Raw genomic sequence first — 25,361 nt, forward strand, 5'->3', positions numbered from 1 at the left:
AAATATTCCGGCTTTTAGGAATTGGAATGCAGAATTTCCAGAACTTTGCCCAAAACTACAGACGGTTTTTGCGGCTTAACAAGGTAGCTTCTTGCGCCCAAGGAAAGTGCCTGCATTACAACTTCTTTCGCCGCCGCCTTTGAATACACAATAACAGGAATTTGCAAGCCTTTCCGCTGAAAATTTTTGAGAACACTGATTCCGTCCATGTCCGGCAAATACAAATCCATGATAACAGCATCGTATTCTTTTCCAGCTGAAAGTGAATCAAAAAAAGTTCCGGCAGTTTCAAAAAGGTCGGTTTCGCCGCTTACAGAAGAAAATGTATTTTGCAGAAGCTTGCGCACAACAATGTCATCGTCAATAACCGCAATTCGCATCATGCTTCCAAAATTTCCTTCGAGATTGCTTTTAGAATCAATAAATCCCAAAACGGAATCCTCGGCAGGCTTGTCGGAAGTCAAAACTTTATCACAAACAAATTCCTTGATGTTGTAATTTGAATCTTGGTCAACCATAAATCCAACAATAGATTCAATGTCGCTGGAAACTTGAATTCCAAAATATTCAGGATGCCCTTTTACAAGTTCTTTTGTAAAAACATCGTTTGTCAGGATTTTTATATATTTGTTCGGAATTCTTCCTTCCGCGGAAATATTGTCAATCAAAAGCTCAAGGTTCAGTCCGTCAACAAAGCTAAGCTGAATATTTGTGAGCATCAGGATAACCTTGGGAACATTTATTTTGTAATGGTCAATAAGCTCCGCAAGCCTGTATTTTAAAAGCATGAGTTTTTCGCGGTTAAGTCCAAACGCAACTTCAATAAAAATCAGGCTTCCGTTCAAATGGACATCGAGAATGCAAGGCGTTTTGTCCATTGAAAATTCAATCTGAAGAATTTTTCCGACAGCTTCAAAAAAAACATCAAATTTAACTGGCCTTGAAAAATATTTTACTACATTATATTCAACAAGATTCGCAATTTTTGAGCGTTCAATTACAGGTCCTGTGATTATTATAGGAATTTTGCGCGCATTTGGATCAACGCTCTTTTTTTCCAAAAGATGCATCACATCTTCTGAAAGTCCGTCTTCCGCCTCAATGATTATCAAATTGGGCAGCAAAGTTATCATTTTTGTATAGGCTTCTCTACTAGAAACTGACTCAAGCGAAATTTGCTCAGTTGAAAATTTGTCATGCAAAAAACCGCCGAATAAAGAAGAGCAGTCTATAAGAAGTACCGATTTCATAATATACATAATACTTCATAAATTGTATAATTTCAATTATAAACACAATTTAGAACAATTGCACAAATGCAGTTCAGTTCATGGAGGAAAAATGAAAAAAGCAGTAGTTCTTTTGGCAAACGGATTTGAAGAAATAGAAGCACTTTCGCCGGCAGATTATCTTCGCAGGGCAGGAACTGAAGTTATAATCGCGGCAACAGGAACTTCTTCCAGAAACGTTGAAGGCGCGCATAAAATTCTTGTAACTGCCGACATGACGTTAGACACATATTTTTCAACTGAAAAAGAGCTGCCTGACGCGGTGGTTATTCCAGGCGGAATGCCCGGCGCAAAAAATATAAGCGAATGCGCAAAAGCAATGGAATTTATAAACCAGATGTTCAAGGCAAAGAAAATAATTGCGGCAATTTGCGCTTCTCCAGCAGTTGTCCTTGGCAAAACTGAAATTCTCAACGGAAAAAACTGGACTTGCTATCCAGAAAAGGAAAAAAGCCTTTCCGAAGAAATTCAGAAGAACCACAAAATTCAGCCATTTGTTACAGATGAAAATTTAGTAACTGGAAGAGGTCCCGGAGCTGCCGAGCAGTTTTCAATGGAAATTGTAAGAATTTTATTTGGTGAGGAAACAAAAGCAAAAATTATGGAAGCTTCTGTTCAAAGAAAATGCTAGGTTAATTTGCATTCTGATGAGCTTGAAAAGTGCCGCTGTTAAAATTTCCGCTTGAATTCAGCTTGAACGAAAACCCGTTGTATGTTGTAAGAAATTCTGTGCGGGTTTTAACATCGAGCATTTTGTAAAGCTCAACCATGCGGGCTTTTACTGTGCTTTCGGAAACATCATGGAGCAAGGCGATTTTGCTGTACTTTTTCCCTTCCAAAACTGAAGACAAAAATTCAATGTCGCGGGGAGAACATTCTGCGCTGTCAAGAATTTTTATCCGCTTGACTGATTCCGCCTTTTTAAAAATCGGATAAAGAACTGCAAAAGCAACAAAGCCCATGTAAACAGCCCCTGCAATATGCGCAAGTGAAAGCAAAAAAACAAGCGAGCCTGATCTGAAAAACTGCGTTGTCAAAGAAACGACAGGAAGAATCATAAAAACACAAGTCTTAATGCTTCTGTAGCTTTTAAAAAAATTAGAAAAGTTCAAAAACAAAAATGAAAGTCCAAGGCACAAAATGCCAAGAATATTTCCGTTGTCAAAAAAATTTCCTATTCCGTAGCAATAAAAAAGAACCGAATAGCAGCGAAAATCCAAAGGATCAAAACAAAGACGTAAAAAAAGAAGAAATGCAATAATATTTATGGCAATTCTAATAAATTTTCTTGTGTCGTCAAGATTTTGTGAATCATCAGTAAAAAACTGAAACAAGCTTACAATCAGACAAAATGCCGTAATTGCAGCACCAATCCGACCTAAAATTTCCCATAACTTTTTTTCGTCAAAATCCATTTTTGTTTCTGCGGATTCATTTTAAGTCCCTTGATTCCGCCAAGACTTTTGTAATCTCTCCTATATAGATTGTATGAAAATCATTTTTTCTATAAAACTGATTACAAAATTTCTCTTCTTCAAATTTAAATGGGTCTAGTTCCTGCGAATAAAGCTTTTGGCAGAACAAAACAAGCCGAGCCTGCTTTATCCAAGGAGTTCCATTCATATATTCAACATCAAGTTTTGTAGCGCGGAATTTATCTTCATTGCGTCCTGAATGGCAGCCGCAGTAATCAAGAGCGGTTTTGTATTTTTCAGGAAGAAAGCTCAACGAAAAAGTATCCGTTTCATCTATAATTTCCTTTGTATATCTTGAAGGACGAATATAAACCGTCGCCACATTTTTGTTCCAAAGAACTCCAAGCCCGCCCCAGTTCGCTGTCATTGTGTTCGGGCGACCTGTAACAATATTTCCGTCATCTGAAAATTTTTTTGTGCAAGCTGTAATCAGCATCTGGTCTTTTCCAATCAGCTTGAACGGATTATCTAAAATCGCCTCTGGCTTTATAACTTTCAACATAAATTTTCCACTCCTTTTAAAACAAAAAAAGCCGGTCTGAACTTATCAAACAGACTTCCACTCAAATTTGGAGATGACCGGACTTGAACCGGTTACCTCTTGCATGCCATGCAAGCGCTCTAGCCAGGTGAGCTACACCCCCTTAAATATTTTTAAATTTTACCAAAAAATAATAACAACGTCAATACATCAAAAGGAAGTATTCCTAAAGGCTTTAAAAAATCTTCGGAACACTTCCTTGTTAACGGCGAATTTTTAAACCGACCTGATGTCTTTTATTTCAGCATTATTCGATTCAAGCAAAGATTTTAATTCCGCTTCGGAAATATTTGAAACTTTTACAGTAACAGTTCTGTGCTTGGAATCGCTAGCATCAGAAGTTACAAGCGAAACAATGTTTCCGTTTTTTTCTGCAATAGCCGCGGCAAGTTTTGCAAGTTCACCGGGGATTTCGTCAACAACTGCGACTGCGCGCACACCTGGAGTTCTTGTGTTGAACATATCAATAAATGTCGCAAACAAGTCTGATTCAGTTACAACGCCAACAAGCAAATTTTCTTTTACAACTGGAAGGCAGCTGATTCCGTAGTCGTTCATAAGGCGGGCGGCTTCTTCAACTGTCTGATTTGCTGTTGTTGTCTTTACAGATTTTACCATCGTTTTTTCAACAGAAAGTTTGCTTAGCAAATATCCAAGCTCAAACATATCAAGGCTTGTTGCCGCGCTAGGAGAAGCTTTTGCTAAATCAGTGTTTGTAATAATTCCAATGAGCGCGCCGTTTCTGTCAACAACGGGAAGCTTTTTTATTTTATTTCTGCTCATTATTTCTTTTGCTTCAAGAACAGAAGCCTCTGGTCCGATTGTTATAGGATTTTCAGTCATAACATCTTTTACTAGCATAATCAGCCTCCTAAATATGCAGATTTTACTGCATTGTCTTTTATCAAGTCTTGGGCGTTTCCGCTTTTTGAAATCACGCCTGTTTCAAGTATATATGCACGGTTGGCAATTGACAATGCCTTGTATGCGTTCTGCTCAACCAAAAGAATTGTTGTTCCTGCCGAACTGATTTTTTCAATTATGTTGAAAATTTCATCAACAAGAATCGGAGCAAGTCCCATGCTTGGCTCATCAAGCAAAAGAAGTGACGGCTTTGACATAAGCGCGCGGGCCATTGCAAGCATCTGCTGTTCACCGCCGGAAAGTGTTCCAGAAATTTGTCCTATTCTTTCTTTTAAACGCGGAAAAAGCTCGAAGCACCATTCCATGTCGGTTTTGACTGCGTCCTTGTCCTTGCGTGAATATGCGCCCATTTCAAGATTTTCCTTTACGCTCATATTTGCAAAAACTCTGCGGCCTTCCGGAACCTGAATAAGTCCAAGCTGAACAATTTTATCCGCGCTCATGTTTGTTATGTCTTTTCCTTCGAATTTTATTGTTCCGCTCGCTTTTTTTACAAGGTTGCTGATTGAATGAAGCGTTGTGGTTTTTCCAGCTCCGTTCGAGCCGATGAGCGTAATAACTTCGCCTTTTTCAACATTGAAAGAAATTCCTTTCAGCGCCTTGATTGCTTCGTAAGAAACAACAAGATTTTCAACCTCAAGCATGCTCATTTTTTTCCTCCAACGTCCTCATAGCCAGAACCAAGGTACGCTTTTATAACTTCTTCATTTGACTGAATTTCCGCAGGAAGCCCGGAAGCAATTACACGTCCGTAGTTTAAAACCATGAGCCGCTCGCAAATTCCCATGACGAGTTTCATATCGTGCTCAATCAAAAGAACTGTAAGATTGAATTTTTTGCGGATAAACGAAATAAGCTCCATAAGCTCTTCTGTTTCCTGACCGTTCATTCCAGCCGCCGGCTCATCAAGCAAAAGTAGTTTTGGATTAGAAGCAAGCGCGCGGCAAATTTCAAGTTTGCGCTGCTCACCGTAAGGCAAGTTGTGCGCAAGTTCATTTTTCTTGGAATCAAGATGAAAAATAGAAAGCAAAAGTTCCGTTTTTTCCTGCATGATTTTTTCATCATTGCGGAATTTTTTAGTTCTGAGCAAAACATCAATCGGCGTAACAGTTCTAGTCTGATGAAGCGCGATTTTTATATTTTCCGCGGCAGTCAAATGTCCAAAAAGCCTGATGTTCTGAAAAGTTCGGGCAATTCCAATTCTGTTCAGCTGGGCAGGCGATTTTCCGCTTACAACTTGAAGATTTCCGTCGCGTCCAACAAAAGTAATTGTTCCAGAAGTCGGCTTGTAAATTCCGGAAAGCATATTGAAAACTGTTGTTTTTCCGGCTCCGTTCGGACCAATAAGTCCAATCAGCTCGCCTTGATAAAGTTCAAGGTCAAAATCACTTACAGCGCGCAAACCGCCAAAAACAATCGAAATATCTTTTGCACGAAGAAGAAGCTCTTTGTTTTCGCTCATTTTCTTCCTCCTTGCTTTTTAAACAATCTGACAAAAAATCCAGGAATTCCATCGTATACTTTTATAAAGCTCAATTCTTTTGTTCCAAGAAGTCCCTGCGGACGGAAAAGCATTACAAAAATCAAAACAACTGGATAAATCAGCAAACGGTAATCGCGCAAGAACCTAAGCGCTTCCTGAAGAATTGTAAGAACAAATGCCGCAAGAATTCCGCCGGTTATGCTTCCCATTCCGCCCAAAACAACAAAAATCAAATCGTTAATTGAATTGTTAAACGAAGCCAAATCAGGTTTTATGAATCCAATAAACGGAGCATAAAGCGCGCCACCAATTCCTGCGATAAATGAAGCGATTACAAAGCCTGTCATTTTATAGCGGAAAACTCCGATTCCATTGCTGTTTGCCGCAACTTCATCTTCACGGACTGCAAGAATTGCCCTTCCGTAAGTTGAACGCAAAAAATTCTGAAGAAGAACAACAATAACAACAAGCGAGCCAATAACCGCAAGATACGAAATTGCCGCGCTATGGTCGAGTGAAGTTGTAAAAATCGTGCTGAATTGTTTTCCGTTCGGACCGCCAGTTATCGACTTTAAATTTATAAGGCAAACTCTGATAATTTCACCAAATGCAAGCGTTACAATCGCAAGATAATCGCCTTCAAGTTTTAGCGTAGGAAATCCAATCAAAAATCCCAAGAAAGCCGCAATAAGTCCGCCAAGCAAAATGCTAACAGGCAATGGAATTCCGGCTTCTGTAAGAATAATAACTGAATATGCTCCGAGCGCCTGAAATCCTGCCTGCCCCAAAGAAAGCTGACCTGTAATTCCGCAGATAACATTTACACTGATTGCCATGATTGCGTTTACACCGGCAAGAGTTATAATCTGAGCAGTGTAAGCATCAATTAAAGGCATTCCAAGCGGCAAATCCATAAGAACCGTAGGAACTGCAATGCAGACAAAGGCGATAACAAAAAGAATTATTGTATTTCTAATAAACTTGTCTTTCATTCCGCCGCTCCTAAACTTTTACAACTTCTTTTTTGCCAAGCAAACCTGCCGGCTTAACAAGAAGAATTAAAATCAAAATGCAGTAAGAAATTGCGTCGGCATACTGTGAAGAAATATAAGCCTTGGTCATAGTTTCCGCAATTCCAAGAATAACGCCGCCAACCATCGCGCCAGGAATAGAGCCGATTCCGCCTAAAACCGCCGCAACAAATGCCTTGAGTCCAGGAATATATCCCATGAACGGATCAACTTGCGGATAAGCAGTCGCATACAAAACTCCGCCCGCTCCAGCAAGAACTGAACCAATCACAAATGTAATTGCAATCGTTCTGTTTACGTTCACTCCCATGAGACTTGCGGCTCCAAGGTCGTAGCTTACAGCGCGCATAGCACGTCCGGTTTTTGTATAATTGATTATGTAATTCAAAATAACCATTAAAACAGCTGAAGAAATAATTACAATCAGCTGAATATTGCTTATCTGCACTGAACCAAATGTAAAAAATTTTGTTTCCATTGTCGGGAACTGACGCGGATTCGGTCCTACAAAAGGAAGCACGCGCATAGCATTCTGAAGAATCAGCTCAACCGCAATCGCCGTAATAAGAGAATTTAAACGCGGAGCAGTTCTCAAAGGTCTATAGGCACAACGCTCAATAGCAAGGCTTAAAACTGCACAGACAACCATCGCGCCCAAAAATGCAAGCACAAGCCCAAGCGGAGTCGGACCGGTCGCAGTCAAAACAAAGTATCCTGTATAAGCTCCAATCATCATAACATCGCCATGAGCAAAGTTGATGAGCTTTACGATTCCATATACCATTGTATACCCAAGAGCAATCAAGGCATATATGCTGCCCAAAGAAAGCCCATTGACAAGTTGCTTAAAAAAAGTATCCAACGTATCCTCCAAGAAAAAAATCCTACTGATTTTACTATAAATTCATAAAAATAAAAAGGGGCGTTCCTCAATTACGAAGAACACCCCATTGTGTCAAAATTTTAAAAACTGAATTTATTCGCTATTTGCTAATATCAACTGTAGCCGCATAAGCTGTAGAAAGTTTTCCGTTTTCCTTTACAAGCTTAATCATTACAGCTGATTTTACAGGATTGCGTTTTTCATCAAATACGATATGTCCTGTTACATAGTTTCCGTCAGTTTTTTCAAATGCGTCGCGGATTTTTGCAATGTCTGTAGTTGTTCCAGATTTTTCCATTGCATCCTTGAGCATATAAACGCTGTCATATCCAAGAGCTGCAAAAGAGTTCGGAGATTTTCCGTATTTTGCCTTGAATGAATTTACAAATTTCTGAACAGCCGGACTGTCGGAATCTTCCGCATAGTGATTTGAATAATATCCGTTAAGAACTTCATCGCCAGCGTTGCCTGTAAGTCCGTCCCATCCGTCTGCGCCTACGATTGGAGTATTGATTCCCTGAGCACGAAGCTGCTTTGCAATAAGAGCAACTGTTCCGTAATAATCAGGAAGGTAAACTACATCAGGTTTTGCTGACTTTATTTTTGTAAGCTGAGCATTAAAATCCTTGTCGCCAGTGTTGTAAGATTCCTTTGCAACAACTTTTCCGCCCAAAGAAGTATATTCAGCAACAAAGTTTTCCATAAGACCTACAGAATAGTCATTTCCGATGTCATAAAGAACTGCCGCATTTTTTGTATTAAGATTTGAAAATGCAAATTTTCCGCCGACTTTTCCCTGGAACGGATCGATAAAGCAAGTGCGGAAAATGTAGTTTCCTGCGTCAGTTATTGCAGGAGCTGTTGCGGCAGGAGCAATCTGAAGCACTTTCTGAGCCTGAGCCTGCTTTGTAATGGCAATTGTGCATCCGGAAGTAAGAGAACCGATTATAACGCGGACTCTGTCTCTTGTAACAAGCTTTTTATATGCGTTTACTGATTTTGCAGCGTCGCCTTCATCATCTTCGCAAACAAACTGAACCTGCTGACCGTTAATTCCTCCAGCCGCATTGATTTCAGAAACAGCAAGATCGATTCCGTTTTTACATTCAACTCCGTAAACTGCTACTGCGCCAGAAAGTGGTGCAACTCCGCCGATTTTAACAGTTTTTCCTTTTGGAGCTGCAAATGCAAAGGCAGAAAAAGTCATTGCGCCCAAGACTAATGCTTTTGAAAATTTATTCATAAATCCTCCTGCGGAATCTTTGCAAATTAAAATGCAAGTTCCCGCACCTATCATTTATGAGCAATTTTATACAATTGTTGAAATTTAGTAAACAAGAATTTTAAATATATTTAAAAAAATACAGCCGCCCTTAAAAAAAGGACGGCTTTGAAGCTGAATACAAATAAAATTATGCTTCAGCTGGTGCTTCTGTTTCAGCAGCAGGAGCGGCTTCTGCAGCAGCTTTTTTAGCAAGTTTTGCTTCTACCTGAGCTTTGTTTTTAAGAGCAGCCTTACAGAACTTGCAAATCTTAACTTTTTTTCCGTCTATTTCCTGATCGTACAAAGTTTTAATCTGCTGTTTTCCACAAACAGGACAAACTCCGCGACCATGATTAGGATCTTTACGGATTCCAGTTCCACGATGAGCTTTAGACATTGCTTACTCCTTATGCGTCAGCTTTTTCAGCTTTTTTTGCAGACTTTTTAGCGGCTTTTTCTTCTTCAGCTGAAGAATCTGGCAGCTTGTAGTCAACCAATTCAAAAATTACAGTGTCTGCCGCATCACCCTGGCGGAATCCAAGTTTAAGGATGCGTGTGTAACCGCCGTTGCGTTCCTTCATGCGAGGTCCGATTTCTGTAAAAAGCTTGTTCAGAATCTTCTCATCAGCAATAAATTTAGCAGCAGTTCTTCTGTTGTGAACAGAATCAACTTTTGCACGTGTAATTAATTTTTCTGCGGCTTTGCGTACTTCTTTAGCCTTAGCTTCTGTTGTAGTAATGCGCTCATATCTAAAAAGCGAAGTTACCATGTTGCGAGTCATTGCGCGGCGATGGGCTGTTGTACGTGAAAGCGGATTAAATCCATTTCTGTGGTTCATTCGTTTTCGTCCTTATGTTTACCTAAGTCAACATCTTTAAGGTGGCTATAATCAGTCATTCCAAGAGTCAAGCCATGCTCTTCAAGTTTTGCTTTGATTTCTTCAAGGCTCTTTTTTCCGAAGTTGCGAGTTTTTGTAATGTCGTCTTCAGTTTTCTTGGTCAACTCACCAATTGTTCTAATGTTTGCATTCTTAAGACAGTTTGAACTGCGAACAGAAAGCTCAAGCTCTTCTACCGAAGTATTAAGGAGCTGGCGAATCTTTTCGTCCCCTTCATCAAGCTCATCGCTGCCAGAATACTCACTTTCATTAAAGTTTACAAAAATAGCAAAATAATCTTTAGCGATCTTTGCAGCTTCAGCAAGCGCATCTTCTGGAGTAATTGAACCATCAGTCCAAATCTCAAGAATCAGTTTATCATAGTCGTTTCGCTGTCCTACACGGCAAGGTTCAATTGAATACTTAACCTTTGGCACAGGCGTAAAGATACAGTCCATTGCAATTGTACCAACAATTTCAATGTAATGTTCGTTTACTTCAGCAGGAACATAACCTCTTCCAAGGTCAACCTGGAACTCAATCTCAAGATGCGCGCCTTCCATCATGGTAAAGATTTCAAGATCTTTAGACATAATTTCAAGCTGACCTTCTTTCGCCAAGTCATCACTTTTTACAGTACCAGGTCCTTTGAATTCATAGAAGAAAGTTTCCTGCTCAACGTCCCGCGGCAGGCGCAAACGAATCTGTTTCAAACTGTTCAAAACTTCCAAAGTATCTTCTGAAATATTTGGAATTGTCTCGAACTCGCTGGAAATTACATGAGGAACACCATCTGCATCATAAGAAGTAATACGTACTGAAGAAATTGCATATCCCTGAATTGAAGAAAGAAGTACACGGCGGAGTGTGTTTCCGACTGTTGTACCAAATCCCGGCTCAAATGGATACGCAGTGAACTTTCCGTAATTTGGATTGTTCTCCAGATGTTCAAATATAATTCCCTTTGGTTTCTTAAAACCCTTAAGCAGATTTTTGCGAGCCAATCTGAACTCCTTATTTATCCCGAAAAACTGAATAAACAGAATCTCGGGCTTGCATTATCATTAACCGGCACACAAAGAACCGGTTATCGTCATTACATGCGGCGTGTCTTGCGCGGACGGCATCCGTTATGAGGAATCGGAGTAATATCAGAAATTGATTTTACCTTGAGTCCCAATGTACCAAGAACACGTATTGCGTTTTCGCGACCCATTCCAGGTCCTTTTACAAATACATGAACTTCACGCAAACCATAGCTTGCCGCACGCTGAACAGCAGTTTCTGCTACAGACTGTGCTGCAAATGGAGTAGATTTTTTTGCTCCTCTGAATCCCAAACCGCCAGAAGAAGCCCAAGCGATTGCGTTTCCTCTTAAGTCTGTGATTGTAACAATAGTGTTGTTGAAAGTAGCCTGAATGTAAATATTACCTTCAAAAACGCTTTTTTTCTCTTTTCTCTTTTTTACAGTTGTTGCCATCTGTTACCTCGCTTAAGCCTTCTTCTTGTTAGCAACGGTCTTTTTCTTACCTTTGCGTGTACGAGAATTGGTGCGTGTGCGCTGACCGCGGCAAGGAAGACCCTTACGGTGGCGAAGTCCACGATAGCTTCCAATATCCATAAGACGTTTAATGTTAAGACCGATTTCAGAGCGAAGACGTCCTTCAGTCTTAAAATTCTCATCAATATATTTACGGAGCTTTGTAAGATCATCTTCTGAAAGATCATTCAAATGTGCATGAGGATCTACATTTGTCGCTTCGCAAATCTTATTAGCTGATGAACGGCCAATACCATATACGTATGTCAATGCGATATTGACATGTTTGTTTGGGAGATCAACACCCGCAATACGTGCCATCAGTTACTCCTCAGCCCTGTCTCTGTTTATGCTTTGGGTTTTCACAGATAATGCGGATAATTCCGTTTCTCTTGATTACCTTGCATTTGTCGCAGATGGGCTTTACGCTGGTTCGTACTTTCATAAAAGTCCCCTTGGAAAACATGTATACATCGAATCATGGCAATCCGAAGTGAAATTTCTACACCATGGATTACAATCCGATGCACCGCCGTAAAAAACAGCAGTGCAATAATATAACATAATTTTCCTAACTTAATCTAGTCCTAATCACGAAATTTTACAAATTACGCGATTTTAATCCCTTCTTTGTAAGTCCGTCATGGTGATGCATTTTAAGAAGAGCCTCAACCTGAGCCATAGTATCAATATCAACACCGACCAAAATCAGCAACGAAGTACCGCCCATCAACATAGAAATTGACGCAGGGAACTTAAATAAAATTTGAATCAATGTAGGAAGCAAAGCAATTGCAGCAAGATACAGTGAACCAGGAAGAATCAGACGGTTCAAAACCTTCTGAAGATATTCCTCAGTCTTGTCAGTTCTGATTCCAGGAATGGAACCGCCGTTTTCACGGATATTCTTAGCGATTTCAGTGGGGTTCAGGGTTACCTGAGTGTAGAAGTATGCAAAGAATACAATCAACAACACTTCGATGAAATTATACCAAAAACCAAGTGGATTCAAAACTGCCGCAACCTTCATAAGCCAGGTAGCTTTTGTTGAAAGGCTGTTTGCAATCTGAAGAGGGAAAGTCAAGAATGCAGAAGCAAAAATGATTGGAATGACTCCCGACGGATTGATTTTAAAAGGAATGTAAGTGCTCTGTCCGCCATACATTTTGCGTCCAACAACGCGTTTTGCATAATGAACAGGAATTTTGCGTTCACCAGACTGCTCAAAAACAACAAGTCCGATAATAGCAAGAAACAGGAACACTGCAACAACAACGAAAACAACATTTATGTCTTCATTGCGTACACCTCTAATCAATTCATAGACAGCACTTGGAAGACGTGCGACGATACCAGCAAAGATAATCATTGAAATACCATTGCCAATACCACGCGCAGTAATCTGGTTGCCCATCCAAACTGTAATCATAGAACCTGTGGTTACAGTAAGAATAGCAAGAAGATTAAAATAGACCTTGTTATCGAAAATAATCGCTCCAGGAATCTGCTGGTTGATGGAATCAGCATAAACTGTAATGGCCATAGACTGAATCAGACAAACAATTATTGTTCCGACACGAGTCCAGCCCTGCACTTTCTGCTGACCGCCTTCTTCCTGCGCAATTCTCTTGAGCGATGGAAAAATAACAAGTGCGAGCTGCATGATAATCTGTGTAGAAATGTAAGGCATTACACCAAGCATGAACACAGAAAATCTTTCAAATGCACCACCCGCAAAAAAGTCCATGTAACTGGCAAACGCACTTTCTGCGCCACTAGCAAGATTGTCAAAATACTGCAAAAGCAATGTGGCATTGATGCCTGGAATAGTAAGAACACTTCCCAAGCGGAAAACAGCAAGAATGAGCAATGTAAAAAGAAGCTTTGAACGCAACTCTTTTACTTTGAACATATTTACAACTGGATTGTTTGCCATTTAGTCACTCCACGTTTATTTTGCTTTCGCAGACTTTTCAGCAATCACCTTTACTGATCCGCCAGCTTTTTCAATCTTTTCTTTGGCACTTGCAGAAATTTTTTCAACTTCTACAGTGAGTTTCTTGGAAATTTCACCGTTTCCGAGAACTTTAATTCCGTCAACGATTTTTCCAACCAAACCTTTTTCCTTCAAAGATGTGCGGTTCACAGTTTCGCCGTCAGCAAATTTTGCCTCAAGGTCAACCAAATTGATGATTGCAAATTCCTTTTTGAAAGGTGAATTTGAAAATCCGCGCTGAGCAATACGACGATACAAAGGCATCTGTCCGCCTTCGAATCCAACGTATGGTGTTCCTTTTCCTGAGCGTGACTGCTGACCTTTGTTTCCTTTTCCAGCTGTTGTTCCAAGACCAGAAGAAGATCCGCGGCCTACACGCTTAGGTTTTTTATTTGCACCCTCTGGTGCTCTTAAAGTAAAGTCAGCCATTAGTTAATTTCCTCTACTTTTACCAAGTGAGAAACAGCAGCAGCCATGCCTCTTATAGAAGCAGTGTCTTCATGTTCTACACTGGAATTGATTTTTTTAAGGCCAAGGCTACGAACAGTCGCTCTTTTTGCAGGCTTCTGTCCAATAACACTTCTAACAAGGGTAATACGTATCTTTGCCATAATCAGCCCCACATTTCTTTGAGAGTCTTTCCGCGGCTCTGTGCTACAGCACGTGCGTCCATAAGATTTGCAACTGCGTCAAATGTAGCACGAACAACATTTACAGATGTGCGGGAACCCTGAGATTTTGAAATAACGTCAGTTACTCCAGCCGCATCCAAAACTGCACGTACAGGACCACCGGCAATAATACCAGTACCTGGGCAAGCCGGCTTAAGCAATACAGCAGAACTCTTGTACTTTCCAATCATCTCATGTGGAATTGTTCCATTCTTGAGCGGAAGAGTAATAAGGTTTGCTCTTGCTTTTTCAAGGCTCTTTCTGATAGCTTCGGTAACATCGTTAGCCTTTCCAAATCCAAAGCCGATGCGTCCTTTCTTGTCGCCAACTACAGTCAATGCCGAGAAAGACATTCTGCGTCCGCCTTTTACAGTTTTTGCAGTGCGGTTAAGCTTTACAAGTTTTTCTACAAATTCGTCAGCAGGCTTTTTTTCATAGTTTTTCTGGTGTTCCATAGCCTCTCCTAGAATACAATCCCGGCAGAGCGGGTAGCGTCAGCAAGGGCTTTTACAACACCATGATAAAGGTAACCGTTACGGTCAAACACTACTTTTGTAATGTTCTTTTCCTTGAGGCGTGAACCCAAAGCTTCTCCAAGTTTTGTTGCGCTTTCGACATTTGCCTTGAGCGTAATAAAATCCTTTTCAAGAGTTGAGATGGCGGCAAGAGTTCTGCCTTCATCGTCATTAATTACCTGTGCATAAAGGTTACGGCCGCTTTTATACACTGTCAAGCGAGGGCGTTCTGCAGTTCCGTAAACAGACTTACGAATGTGAATCTTTCTATGCAGGCGCTTTCTGTTTTTATCACTAAGTTTCTTGAACATATCAATTCACCTTATTTTACGCCGGTCTTACCGACTTTACGTCTGATAACTTCGTTGTCATAGCGTATACCTTTTCCTTTGTAAGGCTCAGGCTTGCGCAATTTGCGAATCTGTGCGCTGAATTCACCAACCTGCTGCTTGTCAATTCCAGAAATTGTAAGTTTTCCGTCTTTGTCAGCAGTTACAGTAAGTCCTTCAGGAATAACAGCAACGAACTCAGAAGAATATCCGAGGTTCATTATAATTGTTTTTCCCTGAACTTCAGCACGATAACCAACACCTGTAATTATAAGTGTCTTAGAGAAGCCCTGTGTTACTCCCACAACCATGTTGTGAATGAGATTACGGTACAAACCGTGGCATGCGCTTGCTGCCTTTGTCTCATTTGCAGGATTAACAATGACTTCGGCGCCTTTTACTTCAACATTTACAAGACCGTTAATATCCTGCTTAAGCTCGCCCTTTGGACCTTTTACAGTAACCAAATTAGGAGCAACAGTAACAGTAACGCCTGCTGGAATAGCAACAGGAAGTTTTCCAATCTTAGATGCCATTTCTTCCTCCTATTACCATACTTTGCAAATCAACTCGCCGCCGACCATCTTTTCAGAAGCCTTTTTGCCAGTTGTAACACCGCTTGATGTTGAAACGATTAAAGTGCCGTATCCGTTGTAAACGCTAGGCAATTCTCTGTAGCCAGAATAAGCACGGCGGCCTGGTGTAGAAATTTTCTTCATGCCGTGAATAACTGACTTGTTGAAGTCGTCATATTTCAAGAAGATACGGATAACAGTGTGTCCGTTGTCATCCTGAACTTTTTTGAAATTCTTAATATATCCTTCTGTTTTAAGGATCTTTACAATTTCCAGTTTCATCTTAGAAGTAGGAACATCTACTTTTTCATGACCGGCTCTTGCCGCGTTCTGGACTTTTGCAAGCATATCTGCTATTGGGTCTGAAGCTGCCATTTCTATAATCTCCTGTCACTACCAAGATGATTTTGTGACGCCCGGTAAAAGGCCTTCACTTGCTAATTTGCGGAAGCAGATACGACAAATCTTGAACTTACGCAAATATCCATGTGGACGACCGCAAATCTGGCACCTATTATATCTACGAGTAGAATATTTCGGTGTGCGGTTTGCCTTGATAATCATTGATTTCTTAGCCATGAACTTCTTCCTTATTTCCTAAACGGCATTCCAAACTTGGTCAACAGTGCGCGGGCCTCATTGTCTGTGCGTGCGCTTGTAACAATGCTGATGTTCATACCGGCAATCTTAACGATTTTATCGAAATCAATTTCCGGGAAGATAATCTGTTCTGTAATACCAAGAGAGAAATTTCCATGTCCATCAAAACCAGTAGCTTTGATTCCGCGGAAATCCTTTACACGAGGAAGAGCAACATTGATAAGACGGTCGAGGAATTCATACATGATGTTTCCACGAAGAGTTACCATTGCTCCTACTTCATTGCCTTCACGAAGTTTGAAGTTTGCAATACTTTTCTTAGCTCTTGTTTTAACAGCTTTCTGGCCGGTAATCTGAGTGAGATCTGTAACTGCAGCATCAAGAAGTTTCTTATTCGTGAGAGCTTCGCCAACACCCATGCTTACGACAACTTTTTTTACTGCCGGAATCTGCATTACGGATGTGTATCCAAGCTCCTTGAAGAGCTCTGGAGCGATTTTTTCCTTATAGACTTTCTTAAGCCGTGGTACGTAATTTTCCATTACAGTGCTTCTCCACACTTGCGGCAAACACGAGTTTTCTTGTCGCCATCAAGTTTATATCCTGCTCTGACAGGGCGTCCGCATTTTTTACATACGAGCGCTACATTTGATATGTCCAGAGGTGCTTCGATTTCAGCGATTCCGCCTGCATCCTGCTGGGACTTCCTCTTTATTGCTTTCTTTACAATATTGCAACCGCTTACAATAACACGTCCTTTGTTATTCTTTTCAAATACACGGACGATTGTTCCGCGCTTGCCTTTGTCTTTTCCAGCAATGATTTCAACGTTATCATTCTTATGGATCTTGTATTTATGCTGCATACTGTCCAAGCTCCTTAGAGAACTTCCGGAGCAAGGGATATGATCTTCATAAAGTCCATATCACGAAGCTCGCGAGCTACAGGTCCAAAAATACGTTTTCCCTTTGGATTCTTGTCTGCATCGATAAGAACGCAAGCGTTGTCATCAAAGCGGATGTATGTTCCATCTGGACGGCGGTATTCTTTTGCCACACGGACAATTACAGCCTTCTGTACTGAACCTTCTTTAATTGTAGATGTAGGAATCGCTTCCTTTACAGCTACCACAACAATGTCACCAATACCTGCATAGCGGCGGTGTGAGCCACCTAAAACCTTAATGCACTGAACCAATTTAGCTCCGGAGTTATCGGCAACAACCATTTTTGATTGCATCTGAAGCATAATCTTACTCCTGCCTTATTTGGCTCTCTCGATGATTGTATCGAGACGCCAGCATTTTTCTTTGCTGATCGGACTGCATTCTACGATGCGAACTGTGTCTCCAATATGAGCCTCGTTCTTTTCATCGTGGGCCTTGCATTTCTTGGTCCGTGTAACATATTTCTTGTAAAGGCGGTCCATCTTTTTCTTATCAATAGAAACAACGATAGTCTTGTCCATCTTGTCGCTAGTGACGATACCTACGAATGAACGTTTTGCACCTTTTTTCTGCACATTCTGTTCTTCCACGGGTCAGCTCCTAGTTTTTTGCAGCAATAGCTTCAGCAGCAGCCGCTCTGAACTTTGCCAGATCCTGCTGATGAATAAGCGTATTAAGGCGGGCAATTTCATGGCGCATTGTACGCTTCTGCATTGGATTATCTACATGTCCGATTACGCTCTGAAAGCGAAAGTCCATGTACTGTTTTTTAAGTTCATTGCGCTTTGCAACGAGTTCATCATAAGAAAGATCTTTATCCTTTTTTTTCTTTGAATCAGCCATTTCTTACTCCTTACTCGACTGTTGGGCGGAATGCCACTTTTGTTTTAATTGGAAGTTTGCTTGCAGCAAGATGCATCGCTTTTTCAGCGAGCTTTTTGTCTACTCCGCCAACTTCAAATAAAATCATACCAGGTTTAATAACAGCGGCCCAGAATTCAGGCGCGCCCTTACCTTTTCCCATACGAGTGTCAGCCGGCTTTTTTGAAACTGGCTTGTCTGGGAAAACGCGTGTCCAAAGATTACCCTGACGGTTAATGCAACGGTTAATAGCAACACGAGCAGCTTCAATATGCTTTGCATTCAACCAAACAGGTTCCATTGCAACAAGCGCTATATCTCCAAAATCAACATAGTTAGTACGTGTAGCATTGCCTGTTGGACGACCACGCTGAACTTTGCGGTGCGCAACTCTTTTAGGACTAAGCATTTTCTACTTTTCCTCCCTCAGCTTTTGGGGAACGAGCAGACTTACGGTCGCCATTAGAGCGGTCGCGGCGAGGCTTTCTTACAATATCACCTGCATCCTCGTTCTGCTCACGTCCGTAATTCATTCCGTTGTAGACCCATACTTTAATGCCGATCTTACCATAAGTAGTAAGAGCTTCATAAGTACCATAATCGATGTCAGCACGAAGAGTATGAAGAGGAACGCGTCCTTCCTTAAGCTCTTCTGAACGTGTCATGTCAGCTCCGCCAAGACGACCAGAGATACGGATTTTTATACCCTGAGCTCCGCCCTTCATAGCATTTGAAGCAGACTGCTTGAGAGCCTTGCGGAAAGAACCGCGGCCAGCAAGCTGACGACCTACATTCTGCGCAATAAGAGAAGCATTGATTTCAGGACGTTTGATTTCCTTAATCTTAATCTGAACTTTCTTTGTCAGCTGCTTCTGAATATCTGCGCTGATTTTTTCAATAGTAGCGCCTTTAACACCAATAATAACACCCGGGCGTGCTGTGTGAATTACAATAGTAACACGCTGCGGATGACGAACAATTTCAATTTCAGCAATATCTGCGTTCTTGCATTCAGGAAGAGATCCAACAAGCTTGCGGATTTTCATATCTTCCAAGAACAAGTCTGCATATTCACGAGAATCTGCATACCAACGAGACTGCCAAGTTTTGTTTACACCAAGGCGTAAACCGATAGGATTAACTTTCTGACCCACTTTATTTTCCCGCCTTTTCGTCAACTACAACAGTGATATGACACATCCGCTTCAAGAGCTGATCAGCACGTCCGCGTCCACGGAACCATACTCTTTTAAGTCTTGGACCTTCGTCAATACGAATTTCCTTAATGTAGAGCATATCTTCATCAAGTTGCTTATTCTTATTGAGAGCATTCGCTACTGCAGATTTTAATGTTCCGCTGATAAGACGAGCGCCTTTCTGCGGCATTACATCAAGAATAGCCATAGCTTCAGAGCAAGACTTTGTCTTTACAACATTAGCTACAGGGCGAACCTTTGTAGGAGATGCAATGAGAAATTTAGTTGTGGCTACATAACCTTTCTTTTCAGCCATAATATCCACTCCTATTATTTACCAGCTGATTTGTCTGAACCGCCATGTCCCTTGAATGTGCGTGTTGCAGCAAACTCGCCAAGCTTGTGGCCTACCAAGTTTTCTGTAATATACACAGGGATCCATGACTTACCGTTGTGCACTGAAATAGTGTTTCCTACCATTTCAGGGATGATTGTCGAGCAGCGGGAATAAGTTTTAATCATTTTCTTATCAGCTGCTGATGCTTTGTTCATTTCTAAAACCTTTTTGTAAAGAGATTTCTCTATAAAAGGTCCTTTCTTAACTGATCTTGACACGATTAACTCCTACCCTACTTCTTGCGGCGACTAATAATGAAACGACTAGAAGTCTTTCTCTTATTGCGTGTTTTATAACCACGGCAAGGCTGTCCCCAAGGAGTAACAGGCTGATGTCCTTTTCCAGCGCCTTCACCACCACCAAGCGGATGATCAACAGGGTTCATTGCCATACCACGTACAGTCGGGCGAATACCACGCCATCTGTTGCGTCCAGCTTTACCAAGCTTAGTATTCATGCGGTCTTCATTTCCAACAATACCGATTGTTGCATAGCACTTTCTGTGAATACGGCGAAGCTCTCCAGAAGGAAGCTTTATTGTTACGTAATCACCTTCTTTTGCAGCAACAAGAGCACCTGTTCCAGCTGAACGAACAAGCTGTCCGCCACGGCCAAGAGTAAGCTCAATATTGTGTACAGTGAATCCAATTGGAATAACATCCAGTGGAAGAGCATTAGCTACAGTAGGAGCTGCGTTTTCACCAGACATAATTTTCTGTCCAACTGTAAGACCTTTTGGAGCAATGATGTAGCGTTTTTCACCATCAGCATAAGCAATCAAAGCAATGTTTGCGCTGCGGAATGGATCGTATTCAATTGTCTTTACAGTTCCAGGAATACCATGCTTATCGCGTCTAAAATCGATTTCACGGTATTTTCTTTTATGACCGCCGCCCTGATGACGTACAGAAATACGTCCGCCTGCGCCACGACCAGCTTTTGATTTGCGGCCATGAGTCAAGCTTTTTTCGGGTTTATCGGCTGTCAATTCTTCGCGAACCAAGTCAACACGGCCGCGTGTACCTTTTGAATAAGGCTTGTATATCTTAAGAGCCATATGGTTCCCCTTACTTACAGTTCAAAGGCTTAAACACCTTCAAACACCTTGATTGTTTCGCCAGCGGCAAGCTTTACGATTGCCTTTTTGTAGCCAGCAGTTCTTCCAGGTCTTCCGCGAAGACGCTTGATTTTTCCTTTTACATTGATAGTCTTGCAGTCTTCAACATTTACATTGAAAAGCTTGCGTACAGCTTCTTTAATCTGAAACTTTGTAGCTGCAGGGTCAACAATAAAAGTATATTTATTCTGTTCACGGAGTGCTGTTGCTTTTTCAGAAAGAACAGGTTTAATAAGAACATCATTGAATGTCATTATTTTGCCTCCTTGTCTTCAGCATAGAAATCAGAAAGATTTTTTGCAGCACCTTCAAGCATGATGATTTTTCTTCCGTAGAAGAGATCATGAGCACGAAGACGGTTGTAAGAGAGGAAATAAACATTCGGAAGGTTTCTTCCAGCCTGCTTGATTTTTGCATCGTCATCTTTAAGAAGAATAACAGTGCGCTCGTCTTTTACAAAGTTCTTAAGGATTTTTACCAAGTCCTTTGTCTTTCCGCTTTCAATAGTAAAATCTTCAACAACAGTAAGTCTGTCTGCCTGAGCCTGAAGACTCAAGATAGACTTCATTGCGAGACGTTTTTCTTTCTTTGGAATTGCATAGCTGTAATCACGTGGTTTTGGTCCAAAAATTGTACCGCCGCCAACTGTAATTGGAGACTTTTTATCACCACGACGTGCATTACCAGTTCCCTTCTGCTTGTAAGGCTTAGCATTGCTGCCATGAACTTCTGCACGTGTTTTTGTACATGCTGTTCCAACACGTTTATTTGCTAATTCGTTAGTGATGGCATAGTAAATAACATCTTCGTTAATTGGAAGTCCGAAAATTTTGTCATCAAGATTGATAGTCCTGAGTTCTTTGCCATCGATTGAATAGACTTTCTTTTCCATACTATTCCTCGACCTTATTTCTTAACCGCAGCCTTAACGATAAGAGTACAGTTTCTTACACCAGGAACTGCACCACGAACCATCAAAACATTGAGCTCAGGGTCAACTTTCACAACCTTGAGGTTTTGTACTGTAACGCGATCAAACCCCATGCGGCCAGGCATCTTAACATTTTTAAGACAATGTCCCGGAGTTGTACAGCATCCAGTGCCGCCAGCTTCACGATGGAATTTTGAACCGTGTGTAGCACGTCCGCCGTGGAAGCCCCATCTCTTCATTACACCCTGAAAACCTTTACCTTTTGAGGTAGCAGTTACGTCGATGAAACGAACCTTTTCAAACAATTCTACACCAATCTGGTCGCCAACTTTAACTTCACCTTCAAAGTCTCTGAATTCTTTAAGATGACGTTTTGGTGTAATGTTCTCTGGAAACTGCTTTGCGTATGGCTTTGAAATCTTGTGAGGCTTCAAATCCTCAAGTCCAAGAACAACAGCTTCATAGCCGCATTTTTCCTGTGTCTTTGTAGCAACAACAGTGTTTGGCTCGACGCGGATCACGGTTACTGGTGTCAGATTGCCGTTTTCATCGAAAACCTGTGTCATTCCTACTTTTTTTGCTATCAGACCTTTCATCTGAATCTCCTAAACTTGGCCGCCATCCCCGATCCAAGGGGACCGTTACCTTTATTTTACAGAAACCGGCTTTTATTCCGATTACTGCTTAATTTCTACATCAACACCTGCCGGAAGCTCAAGTTTCATCAAAGAATCCATTACTTCTGAGCTTGGTTCAAAAATGTCAATAAGGCGTTTGTGAGTTCTCATTTCAAACTGTTCACGTGACTTCTTGTTAACGAAAGGTGAACGGAGAACTGTAACTTTATTGATTCTTGTTGGAAGCGGGATTGGTCCTGAAACCTTTGCTCCTGCCTTCTGAACCTGCTGCACGATGTCTTTTGCGCTCTGATCGATAAGAGCTACGTCAAAAGCACGAAGTCTTACACGAATCTTGCCATTTGCCATGATATTCTCCAAATAGGGCAGAAAGCCAAGCCTTCTGCCCTTCAATAACTATTCGATAATCTTTGTTACCTGTCCAGAAGCGATTGTGCGTCCACCTTCACGGATAGCAAGCTTAAGACCTTCATCCATAGCGATTGGGTGAATAAGTTCACCGATAATCTTAACGTTGTCGCCAGGTTTTACCATATCTGTTCCTGGTTCAAGTTCAACAGTACCAGTAATATCTGTTGTTCTGAAGTAGAACTGTGGGCGGTAACCTGTGAAGAACGGGCTGTGGCGTCCACCTTCTTCCTTTGAAAGAACGTAAATCTGAGCCTCGAACTTTGTGTGTGGGTGGATGCTTCCTGGAGCAGCAAGAACCTGTCCGCGGATAACATCTTTCTTTTCAACACCACGAAGAAGAATACCAGCATTGTCACCAGCCATACCTTCGTTAAGAGTCTTGTTGAACATTTCGATTCCAGTTACAGTAGAAGACTGTGTTGGGCGGATACCAACAATTTCAACAGCGTCACCCATGTGGATAACACCGCGCTCGATACGTCCAGTAACAACAGTACCACGTCCTGTGATTGTGAAGATGTCTTCAATTGGCATAAGGAATGGTTTCTGGTCATCGCGAACTGGATCATCGAACCATGTGTCCATAGCTGTAAGAAGCTCTTCGATGCATTTTGTGTTTTCTGGGTTGTCAGATTCGTTCAAAGCCTTGAATGCAGAACCCTGGATAATTGGTGTGTCCTCAGAGAAGCCGTATCCTTTGAGAGTTTCTTTTACTTCGTCAACAACGAGCATAAGAAGATCTGGATCGTCAACAAGGTCAACCTTGTTAAGGAATACGATAATCTTTGGTACGCCAACCTGACGAGCAAGAAGAAGGTGCTCTTTTGTCTGTGGCATAACTGAATCTGGAGCAGAAACAACGAGGATAGCTCCATCCATCTGAGCAGCACCAGTAATCATGTTCTTGATGTAGTCAGCATGTCCTGGGCAGTCAATATGTGCATAGTGACGCTTGTCAGACTGATACTCAAGGTGGCGGCTGTTGATAGTGATACCACGAGCCTTTTCCTCTGGCGCATTGTCGATTTCATCGTACTTCAAGAGCTTATCACCGTATTTTTTTGCACAATAAGCAGTGATAGCAGCAGAAAGTGTAGTCTTACCATGGTCAACGTGACCGATAGTACCAACGTTCATGTGAGGTTTAGTTCTGTTGAACTCTTCCTTTGCCATGATTTTCTCCTTGCCTTGCAGTGTTTTACTGCGGCATTATGTTGTATTTTATGTGTTGCACTTTAAGCCAGAAAATATGCCTCTTAAAAAGCAGACAATATTTTCGCATACACACTTGACCAATTTTACTAGGACGATTCTATACGTGAATGGACAACATCAAAAATTCTGTTTCATCTATTCGAAGCAGCTGGCCTTTTCCACCTAGCATCATCCGGGCTGACGATTGGTTTGGATTCAGAACCTTTTTTTAGCTGAAACAAACTGCGGGAGCAATTTTTCCAGCCAGTCAGAAGCCTGAACACACAATCGTTTTATAGAAAGCTTCAACGAAACTTTCTGCACATTCAGGGTGTGAAACTCTACAGCCGCACTGCGGAAGTTTTACGATTTTCACCAGACAGCTTTAACTGTCCGTCCGACTATCAAACACTCTGTCTGCAAAAATGCAGAATACGCCTTATAAAGGCATAAATGTTCTGTATTTATATACTTTTTTCAAAAAAGAATCAAGAGGCTAAAAACTTTTATTTGGAAAATAATTGAAAATATATGATTTAAGACAAATGTCAAACTTTATATTTTACTGTCATTACCGGGCTTGACCCGGTAATCCTCATGGAACTTTGCGGCAGATTGCCAACCGGTTTTATCATTTCTATAAGGAAATACGTCTGGTCAAGGTACGCTTACACTCAAGACCTTGACTCAGCCGTTTTTAGGGTTTTGATAAACCCTAAATAAAAAAACCGCCTTGGAAAAACCAAAGCGGCTGTTTTGAACAAGCAAGAACTACCAGCGGTAATGTGCAAAAGCCTTGTTTGCCTCTGCCATTTTGTGTGTATCTTCCTTCTTCTTATAAGCAGAACCTGTGTTGTTGAAAGCATCAAAGATTTCAGCAGCAAGAGTTTCAGCCATTCCGTGTCCGTTGCGTGAGCGGGCAGCGTTAATCATCCATCTCATTCCAAGAGCTTCGCGGCGTGCGTCACGAATTTCAATAGGAACCTGATATGTAGCTCCACCAACGCGGCGGCTTTTTACTTCCACCATTGGCTTTACATTTTCCAAAGCTTTAAGGAACACTTCAAGAGGATCCTTGTCAGTCTTTGTCTTCAATTTGTCCAAAGCCTCGTAAACGATTTTCTGGCAAATCTGTTTTTTTCCATCAAGCATCATGCGTGTTACAAATTTTGAAATAACTACGCTGTTATATCTTTCGTCTGGCATAACCGGACGGTTAACTGATTTCTTATGTCTTCCCATAGTATTAACCTCCTATTATGCCTTTGGTTTTTTAGCGCCGTATTTTGAACGGGCTCTTTTGCGTCCATCAACGCCAAGAGTATCTTTTGTACCGCGGATAATATGGTAGCGTACACCAGGAAGATCCTTTACACGTCCACCGCGAACAAGTACAACTGAGTGTTCCTGCAAGTTATGTCCAATTCCTGGAATATATGCAGTAACTTCGATTCCATTGCTCAAGCGAACACGGGCAATCTTACGAAGAGCCGAGTTCGGTTTCTTTGGAGTCATTGTCATAACACGTGTGCAAACACCGCGTTTCTGCGGACAAGACTGAAGTGCGGGGGCCTTAGTTCTTTTTGCAGAAGACTGACGTCCTTTACGAATTAATTGGTTTATTGTAGGCATCGCCTATTCTCCTATATTATTGCCGAGCAGCACCTCGGACAGAA

Annotated in this window: 41 protein-coding genes and 1 tRNA gene; 1 reads left to right on the plus strand and 41 read right to left on the minus strand. The window is 41.3% G+C overall.

Annotated features, from left to right (window positions below):
• Positions 1–14 precede the first annotated feature (14 nt).
• Positions 15–1,250, minus strand: coding sequence for a response regulator (locus Q0H92_RS00285; RefSeq protein WP_296010358.1), 1,236 nt, complete (start codon positions 1,248–1,250; stop codon positions 15–17).
• A gap of 91 nt (positions 1,251–1,341) precedes the next feature.
• Here Q0H92_RS00285 and Q0H92_RS00290 point away from each other — a divergent pair, with 91 nt between their 5' ends.
• The gene (locus Q0H92_RS00290) at positions 1,342–1,920 is read left to right on the plus strand and encodes a DJ-1 family glyoxalase III (protein WP_296010361.1); all 579 of its coding nucleotides are present in this window, start codon (positions 1,342–1,344) and stop codon (positions 1,918–1,920) included.
• A gap of 1 nt (position 1,921) precedes the next feature.
• Here Q0H92_RS00290 and Q0H92_RS00295 read toward each other — a convergent pair whose 3' ends face one another.
• The 40 genes from Q0H92_RS00295 to rpsL all read right to left on the minus strand — a co-directional run bounded on the left by Q0H92_RS00295 (position 1,922) and on the right by rpsL (position 25,317).
• Positions 1,922–2,704, minus strand: coding sequence for a LuxR C-terminal-related transcriptional regulator (locus tag Q0H92_RS00295; RefSeq protein ID WP_296010364.1), 783 nt, complete (start codon positions 2,702–2,704; stop codon positions 1,922–1,924).
• A gap of 16 nt (positions 2,705–2,720) precedes the next feature.
• The gene (locus Q0H92_RS00300; RefSeq protein WP_296010367.1) at positions 2,721–3,266 is read right to left on the minus strand and encodes a flavin reductase; all 546 of its coding nucleotides are present in this window, start codon (positions 3,264–3,266) and stop codon (positions 2,721–2,723) included.
• A 68-nt stretch (positions 3,267–3,334) separates the two neighbouring features.
• Positions 3,335–3,408: transfer RNA gene (locus Q0H92_RS00305), tRNA-Ala, on the minus strand.
• A 113-nt stretch (positions 3,409–3,521) separates the two neighbouring features.
• A complete protein-coding gene (locus Q0H92_RS00310; protein ID WP_296010369.1) occupies positions 3,522–4,166 on the minus strand; it encodes a CBS and ACT domain-containing protein in 645 nt (214 codons plus the stop codon).
• A 2-nt stretch (positions 4,167–4,168) separates the two neighbouring features.
• Positions 4,169–4,879, minus strand: a complete 711-nt coding sequence (locus Q0H92_RS00315) for an ABC transporter ATP-binding protein (protein ID WP_365920000.1) — start codon at positions 4,877–4,879, stop codon at positions 4,169–4,171.
• Positions 4,876–5,691 (minus strand): ABC transporter ATP-binding protein, encoded by an 816-nt coding sequence (locus tag Q0H92_RS00320; protein WP_295795694.1) that lies wholly within the window; start codon positions 5,689–5,691, stop codon positions 4,876–4,878. Before Q0H92_RS00320 ends, Q0H92_RS00315 begins: the two co-directional genes overlap by 4 nt.
• Positions 5,688–6,704: a branched-chain amino acid ABC transporter permease gene (locus tag Q0H92_RS00325; protein ID WP_295795692.1), complete on the minus strand. Its 1,017-nt coding sequence runs from the start codon at positions 6,702–6,704 to the stop codon at positions 5,688–5,690. The genes Q0H92_RS00320 and Q0H92_RS00325 overlap by 4 nt, the downstream gene beginning before the upstream one ends.
• Before the next feature lie 10 nt (positions 6,705–6,714).
• The gene (locus tag Q0H92_RS00330; RefSeq protein ID WP_295795688.1) at positions 6,715–7,605 is read right to left on the minus strand and encodes a branched-chain amino acid ABC transporter permease; all 891 of its coding nucleotides are present in this window, start codon (positions 7,603–7,605) and stop codon (positions 6,715–6,717) included.
• 121 nt (positions 7,606–7,726) lie between these two features.
• Positions 7,727–8,869, minus strand: a complete 1,143-nt coding sequence (locus Q0H92_RS00335) for an ABC transporter substrate-binding protein (RefSeq protein ID WP_296010372.1) — start codon at positions 8,867–8,869, stop codon at positions 7,727–7,729.
• 169 nt (positions 8,870–9,038) lie between these two features.
• Positions 9,039–9,287 carry a hypothetical protein gene (locus Q0H92_RS00340; RefSeq protein WP_295795683.1) on the minus strand — a complete coding sequence of 83 codons (249 nt, stop codon included), beginning with the start codon at positions 9,285–9,287 and terminating at the stop codon, positions 9,039–9,041.
• Positions 9,288–9,297: 10 nt separating this feature from the next.
• Positions 9,298–9,729, minus strand: a complete 432-nt coding sequence (gene rplQ / locus Q0H92_RS00345; protein ID WP_295795682.1) for a 50S ribosomal protein L17 — start codon at positions 9,727–9,729, stop codon at positions 9,298–9,300.
• Entirely contained in the window at positions 9,726–10,772 is a 1,047-nt protein-coding gene (locus tag Q0H92_RS00350; RefSeq protein WP_013702544.1) for a DNA-directed RNA polymerase subunit alpha, read from the minus strand. The genes rplQ and Q0H92_RS00350 overlap by 4 nt, the downstream gene beginning before the upstream one ends.
• 92 nt (positions 10,773–10,864) lie before the next feature.
• Entirely contained in the window at positions 10,865–11,248 is a 384-nt protein-coding gene (gene rpsK / locus Q0H92_RS00355; protein WP_013702545.1) for a 30S ribosomal protein S11, read from the minus strand.
• A 12-nt stretch (positions 11,249–11,260) separates the two neighbouring features.
• The gene (gene rpsM, locus Q0H92_RS00360; RefSeq protein ID WP_013702546.1) at positions 11,261–11,629 is read right to left on the minus strand and encodes a 30S ribosomal protein S13; all 369 of its coding nucleotides are present in this window, start codon (positions 11,627–11,629) and stop codon (positions 11,261–11,263) included.
• Positions 11,630–11,639: 10 nt separating this feature from the next.
• Positions 11,640–11,753, minus strand: coding sequence for a 50S ribosomal protein L36 (gene rpmJ, locus Q0H92_RS00365; RefSeq protein WP_013702547.1), 114 nt, complete (start codon positions 11,751–11,753; stop codon positions 11,640–11,642).
• 156 nt (positions 11,754–11,909) lie between these two features.
• Positions 11,910–13,244, minus strand: coding sequence for a preprotein translocase subunit SecY (gene secY, locus Q0H92_RS00370; RefSeq protein WP_013702548.1), 1,335 nt, complete (start codon positions 13,242–13,244; stop codon positions 11,910–11,912).
• A gap of 15 nt (positions 13,245–13,259) precedes the next feature.
• Entirely contained in the window at positions 13,260–13,733 is a 474-nt protein-coding gene (rplO, locus tag Q0H92_RS00375; protein ID WP_294014524.1) for a 50S ribosomal protein L15, read from the minus strand.
• A complete protein-coding gene (gene rpmD / locus Q0H92_RS00380) occupies positions 13,733–13,915 on the minus strand; it encodes a 50S ribosomal protein L30 (protein ID WP_013702550.1) in 183 nt (60 codons plus the stop codon). The genes rplO and rpmD overlap by 1 nt, the downstream gene beginning before the upstream one ends.
• Before the next feature lie 2 nt (positions 13,916–13,917).
• Complete coding sequence (rpsE, locus tag Q0H92_RS00385; protein ID WP_013702551.1) at positions 13,918–14,430, minus strand: 30S ribosomal protein S5; 513 nt, start codon at positions 14,428–14,430, stop codon at positions 13,918–13,920.
• 8 nt (positions 14,431–14,438) lie between these two features.
• On the minus strand, positions 14,439–14,801 hold the full coding sequence (rplR, locus tag Q0H92_RS00390; protein ID WP_013702552.1) for a 50S ribosomal protein L18: 363 nt from the start codon (positions 14,799–14,801) through the stop codon (positions 14,439–14,441).
• A gap of 11 nt (positions 14,802–14,812) precedes the next feature.
• Positions 14,813–15,355 carry a 50S ribosomal protein L6 gene (gene rplF / locus Q0H92_RS00395; RefSeq protein WP_294014529.1) on the minus strand — a complete coding sequence of 181 codons (543 nt, stop codon included), beginning with the start codon at positions 15,353–15,355 and terminating at the stop codon, positions 14,813–14,815.
• 12 nt (positions 15,356–15,367) lie between these two features.
• Positions 15,368–15,769: a 30S ribosomal protein S8 gene (gene rpsH, locus Q0H92_RS00400; protein ID WP_294014531.1), complete on the minus strand. Its 402-nt coding sequence runs from the start codon at positions 15,767–15,769 to the stop codon at positions 15,368–15,370.
• 18 nt (positions 15,770–15,787) lie between these two features.
• The gene (locus Q0H92_RS00405; RefSeq protein WP_296010379.1) at positions 15,788–15,973 is read right to left on the minus strand and encodes a type Z 30S ribosomal protein S14; all 186 of its coding nucleotides are present in this window, start codon (positions 15,971–15,973) and stop codon (positions 15,788–15,790) included.
• Between the two features lie 11 nt (positions 15,974–15,984).
• Entirely contained in the window at positions 15,985–16,536 is a 552-nt protein-coding gene (gene rplE / locus Q0H92_RS00410; protein ID WP_013702556.1) for a 50S ribosomal protein L5, read from the minus strand.
• Positions 16,536–16,859 (minus strand): 50S ribosomal protein L24, encoded by a 324-nt coding sequence (gene rplX, locus Q0H92_RS00415; protein WP_013702557.1) that lies wholly within the window; start codon positions 16,857–16,859, stop codon positions 16,536–16,538. Before rplX ends, rplE begins: the two co-directional genes overlap by 1 nt.
• 14 nt (positions 16,860–16,873) lie before the next feature.
• Entirely contained in the window at positions 16,874–17,242 is a 369-nt protein-coding gene (gene rplN / locus Q0H92_RS00420) for a 50S ribosomal protein L14 (protein ID WP_294014536.1), read from the minus strand.
• 15 nt (positions 17,243–17,257) lie between these two features.
• Entirely contained in the window at positions 17,258–17,530 is a 273-nt protein-coding gene (gene rpsQ / locus Q0H92_RS00425) for a 30S ribosomal protein S17 (protein WP_013702559.1), read from the minus strand.
• Between the two features lie 10 nt (positions 17,531–17,540).
• Positions 17,541–17,783 carry a 50S ribosomal protein L29 gene (gene rpmC / locus Q0H92_RS00430; RefSeq protein WP_013702560.1) on the minus strand — a complete coding sequence of 81 codons (243 nt, stop codon included), beginning with the start codon at positions 17,781–17,783 and terminating at the stop codon, positions 17,541–17,543.
• Between the two features lie 10 nt (positions 17,784–17,793).
• Positions 17,794–18,210: a 50S ribosomal protein L16 gene (rplP, locus tag Q0H92_RS00435; RefSeq protein WP_013702561.1), complete on the minus strand. Its 417-nt coding sequence runs from the start codon at positions 18,208–18,210 to the stop codon at positions 17,794–17,796.
• The gene (gene rpsC / locus Q0H92_RS00440) at positions 18,203–18,955 is read right to left on the minus strand and encodes a 30S ribosomal protein S3 (protein WP_013702562.1); all 753 of its coding nucleotides are present in this window, start codon (positions 18,953–18,955) and stop codon (positions 18,203–18,205) included. Before rpsC ends, rplP begins: the two co-directional genes overlap by 8 nt.
• Position 18,956: 1 nt before the next feature.
• Entirely contained in the window at positions 18,957–19,313 is a 357-nt protein-coding gene (gene rplV / locus Q0H92_RS00445; RefSeq protein WP_013702563.1) for a 50S ribosomal protein L22, read from the minus strand.
• A gap of 14 nt (positions 19,314–19,327) precedes the next feature.
• Complete coding sequence (rpsS, locus tag Q0H92_RS00450) at positions 19,328–19,612, minus strand: 30S ribosomal protein S19 (RefSeq protein WP_013702564.1); 285 nt, start codon at positions 19,610–19,612, stop codon at positions 19,328–19,330.
• Between the two features lie 14 nt (positions 19,613–19,626).
• Entirely contained in the window at positions 19,627–20,451 is an 825-nt protein-coding gene (rplB, locus tag Q0H92_RS00455) for a 50S ribosomal protein L2 (protein WP_013702565.1), read from the minus strand.
• 29 nt (positions 20,452–20,480) lie between these two features.
• Positions 20,481–20,765 (minus strand): 50S ribosomal protein L23, encoded by a 285-nt coding sequence (locus tag Q0H92_RS00460; RefSeq protein ID WP_013702566.1) that lies wholly within the window; start codon positions 20,763–20,765, stop codon positions 20,481–20,483.
• Positions 20,765–21,403: a 50S ribosomal protein L4 gene (rplD, locus tag Q0H92_RS00465; protein WP_277078684.1), complete on the minus strand. Its 639-nt coding sequence runs from the start codon at positions 21,401–21,403 to the stop codon at positions 20,765–20,767. Before rplD ends, Q0H92_RS00460 begins: the two co-directional genes overlap by 1 nt.
• 14 nt (positions 21,404–21,417) lie before the next feature.
• Positions 21,418–22,038 (minus strand): 50S ribosomal protein L3, encoded by a 621-nt coding sequence (gene rplC / locus Q0H92_RS00470; protein ID WP_288566842.1) that lies wholly within the window; start codon positions 22,036–22,038, stop codon positions 21,418–21,420.
• Positions 22,039–22,119: 81 nt separating this feature from the next.
• Positions 22,120–22,428, minus strand: coding sequence for a 30S ribosomal protein S10 (gene rpsJ / locus Q0H92_RS00475; RefSeq protein ID WP_013702569.1), 309 nt, complete (start codon positions 22,426–22,428; stop codon positions 22,120–22,122).
• Between the two features lie 48 nt (positions 22,429–22,476).
• Positions 22,477–23,664 carry an elongation factor Tu gene (tuf, locus tag Q0H92_RS00480; RefSeq protein WP_013702570.1) on the minus strand — a complete coding sequence of 396 codons (1,188 nt, stop codon included), beginning with the start codon at positions 23,662–23,664 and terminating at the stop codon, positions 22,477–22,479.
• A 792-nt stretch (positions 23,665–24,456) separates the two neighbouring features.
• A complete protein-coding gene (gene rpsG / locus Q0H92_RS00485; protein WP_296010383.1) occupies positions 24,457–24,927 on the minus strand; it encodes a 30S ribosomal protein S7 in 471 nt (156 codons plus the stop codon).
• A gap of 15 nt (positions 24,928–24,942) precedes the next feature.
• Positions 24,943–25,317: a 30S ribosomal protein S12 gene (gene rpsL / locus Q0H92_RS00490; RefSeq protein ID WP_013702572.1), complete on the minus strand. Its 375-nt coding sequence runs from the start codon at positions 25,315–25,317 to the stop codon at positions 24,943–24,945.
• Between the last annotated feature and the right edge of the window lie 44 nt (positions 25,318–25,361).

It is taken from the genome of uncultured Treponema sp. (genome assembly GCF_934725225.1).
Classification (GTDB): domain Bacteria; phylum Spirochaetota; class Spirochaetia; order Treponematales; family Treponemataceae; genus Treponema_D.

What these genes read in the sequence shown, in the direction of transcription:
- rpsJ (WP_013702569.1), bottom strand. Translation starts at nt 22,428, where the DNA reads ATGGCAAATGGCAAGATTCGTGTAAGACTTCGTGCTTTTGACGTAGCT.
- Q0H92_RS00405 (WP_296010379.1), bottom strand. Translation starts at nt 15,973, where the DNA reads ATGGCTAAGAAATCAATGATTATCAAGGCAAACCGCACACCGAAATAT.
- Q0H92_RS00300 (WP_296010367.1), bottom strand. Translation starts at nt 3,266, where the DNA reads ATGTTGAAAGTTATAAAGCCAGAGGCGATTTTAGATAATCCGTTCAAG.
- Q0H92_RS00295 (WP_296010364.1), bottom strand. Translation starts at nt 2,704, where the DNA reads ATGGATTTTGACGAAAAAAAGTTATGGGAAATTTTAGGTCGGATTGGT.
- rplD (WP_277078684.1), bottom strand. Translation starts at nt 21,403, where the DNA reads ATGGAAAAGAAAGTCTATTCAATCGATGGCAAAGAACTCAGGACTATC.
- rpsH (WP_294014531.1), bottom strand. Translation starts at nt 15,769, where the DNA reads ATGGCAGCTTCAGACCCAATAGCAGATATGCTTGCAAAAGTCCAGAAC.
- Q0H92_RS00325 (WP_295795692.1), bottom strand. Translation starts at nt 6,704, where the DNA reads ATGAAAGACAAGTTTATTAGAAATACAATAATTCTTTTTGTTATCGCC.
- rpmD (WP_013702550.1), bottom strand. Translation starts at nt 13,915, where the DNA reads ATGGCAAAGATACGTATTACCCTTGTTAGAAGTGTTATTGGACAGAAG.
- tuf (WP_013702570.1), bottom strand. Translation starts at nt 23,664, where the DNA reads ATGGCAAAGGAAGAGTTCAACAGAACTAAACCTCACATGAACGTTGGT.
- rplF (WP_294014529.1), bottom strand. Translation starts at nt 15,355, where the DNA reads ATGGCATCTAAGATTGGAAAACTTCCTGTTGCTATTCCAGCAGGCGTT.
- Q0H92_RS00290 (WP_296010361.1), top strand. Translation starts at nt 1,342, where the DNA reads ATGAAAAAAGCAGTAGTTCTTTTGGCAAACGGATTTGAAGAAATAGAA.
- rpsL (WP_013702572.1), bottom strand. Translation starts at nt 25,317, where the DNA reads ATGCCTACAATAAACCAATTAATTCGTAAAGGACGTCAGTCTTCTGCA.
- Q0H92_RS00315 (WP_365920000.1), bottom strand. Translation starts at nt 4,879, where the DNA reads ATGAGCATGCTTGAGGTTGAAAATCTTGTTGTTTCTTACGAAGCAATC.
- rplQ (WP_295795682.1), bottom strand. Translation starts at nt 9,729, where the DNA reads ATGAACCACAGAAATGGATTTAATCCGCTTTCACGTACAACAGCCCAT.
- rpsM (WP_013702546.1), bottom strand. Translation starts at nt 11,629, where the DNA reads ATGGCACGTATTGCGGGTGTTGATCTCCCAAACAAACATGTCAATATC.
- rplR (WP_013702552.1), bottom strand. Translation starts at nt 14,801, where the DNA reads ATGTTCAAGAAACTTAGTGATAAAAACAGAAAGCGCCTGCATAGAAAG.
- Q0H92_RS00310 (WP_296010369.1), bottom strand. Translation starts at nt 4,166, where the DNA reads ATGCTAGTAAAAGATGTTATGACTGAAAATCCTATAACAATCGGACCA.
- rpmJ (WP_013702547.1), bottom strand. Translation starts at nt 11,753, where the DNA reads ATGAAAGTACGAACCAGCGTAAAGCCCATCTGCGACAAATGCAAGGTA.
- rpmC (WP_013702560.1), bottom strand. Translation starts at nt 17,783, where the DNA reads ATGGCTGATTCAAAGAAAAAAAAGGATAAAGATCTTTCTTATGATGAA.
- rpsK (WP_013702545.1), bottom strand. Translation starts at nt 11,248, where the DNA reads ATGGCAACAACTGTAAAAAAGAGAAAAGAGAAAAAAAGCGTTTTTGAA.
- rplX (WP_013702557.1), bottom strand. Translation starts at nt 16,859, where the DNA reads ATGCAGCATAAATACAAGATCCATAAGAATGATAACGTTGAAATCATT.
- rpsG (WP_296010383.1), bottom strand. Translation starts at nt 24,927, where the DNA reads ATGGGAAGACATAAGAAATCAGTTAACCGTCCGGTTATGCCAGACGAA.
- rpsE (WP_013702551.1), bottom strand. Translation starts at nt 14,430, where the DNA reads ATGGAACACCAGAAAAACTATGAAAAAAAGCCTGCTGACGAATTTGTA.
- rplE (WP_013702556.1), bottom strand. Translation starts at nt 16,536, where the DNA reads ATGGAAAATTACGTACCACGGCTTAAGAAAGTCTATAAGGAAAAAATC.
- rplV (WP_013702563.1), bottom strand. Translation starts at nt 19,313, where the DNA reads ATGGCTGAAAAGAAAGGTTATGTAGCCACAACTAAATTTCTCATTGCA.
- rplB (WP_013702565.1), bottom strand. Translation starts at nt 20,451, where the DNA reads ATGGCTCTTAAGATATACAAGCCTTATTCAAAAGGTACACGCGGCCGT.
- Q0H92_RS00340 (WP_295795683.1), bottom strand. Translation starts at nt 9,287, where the DNA reads ATGTCTAAAGCTCATCGTGGAACTGGAATCCGTAAAGATCCTAATCAT.
- Q0H92_RS00285 (WP_296010358.1), bottom strand. Translation starts at nt 1,250, where the DNA reads ATGAAATCGGTACTTCTTATAGACTGCTCTTCTTTATTCGGCGGTTTT.
- rplN (WP_294014536.1), bottom strand. Translation starts at nt 17,242, where the DNA reads ATGCTTCAGATGCAATCAAAAATGGTTGTTGCCGATAACTCCGGAGCT.
- Q0H92_RS00335 (WP_296010372.1), bottom strand. Translation starts at nt 8,869, where the DNA reads ATGAATAAATTTTCAAAAGCATTAGTCTTGGGCGCAATGACTTTTTCT.
- rplC (WP_288566842.1), bottom strand. Translation starts at nt 22,038, where the DNA reads ATGAAAGGTCTGATAGCAAAAAAAGTAGGAATGACACAGGTTTTCGAT.
- rplP (WP_013702561.1), bottom strand. Translation starts at nt 18,210, where the DNA reads ATGCTTAGTCCTAAAAGAGTTGCGCACCGCAAAGTTCAGCGTGGTCGT.
- rplO (WP_294014524.1), bottom strand. Translation starts at nt 13,733, where the DNA reads ATGGCTGACTTTACTTTAAGAGCACCAGAGGGTGCAAATAAAAAACCT.
- Q0H92_RS00320 (WP_295795694.1), bottom strand. Translation starts at nt 5,691, where the DNA reads ATGAGCGAAAACAAAGAGCTTCTTCTTCGTGCAAAAGATATTTCGATT.
- secY (WP_013702548.1), bottom strand. Translation starts at nt 13,244, where the DNA reads ATGGCAAACAATCCAGTTGTAAATATGTTCAAAGTAAAAGAGTTGCGT.
- Q0H92_RS00460 (WP_013702566.1), bottom strand. Translation starts at nt 20,765, where the DNA reads ATGACATTCAATGATGTTCTTATTAAACCTGTTCTTTCTGAAAAAGCA.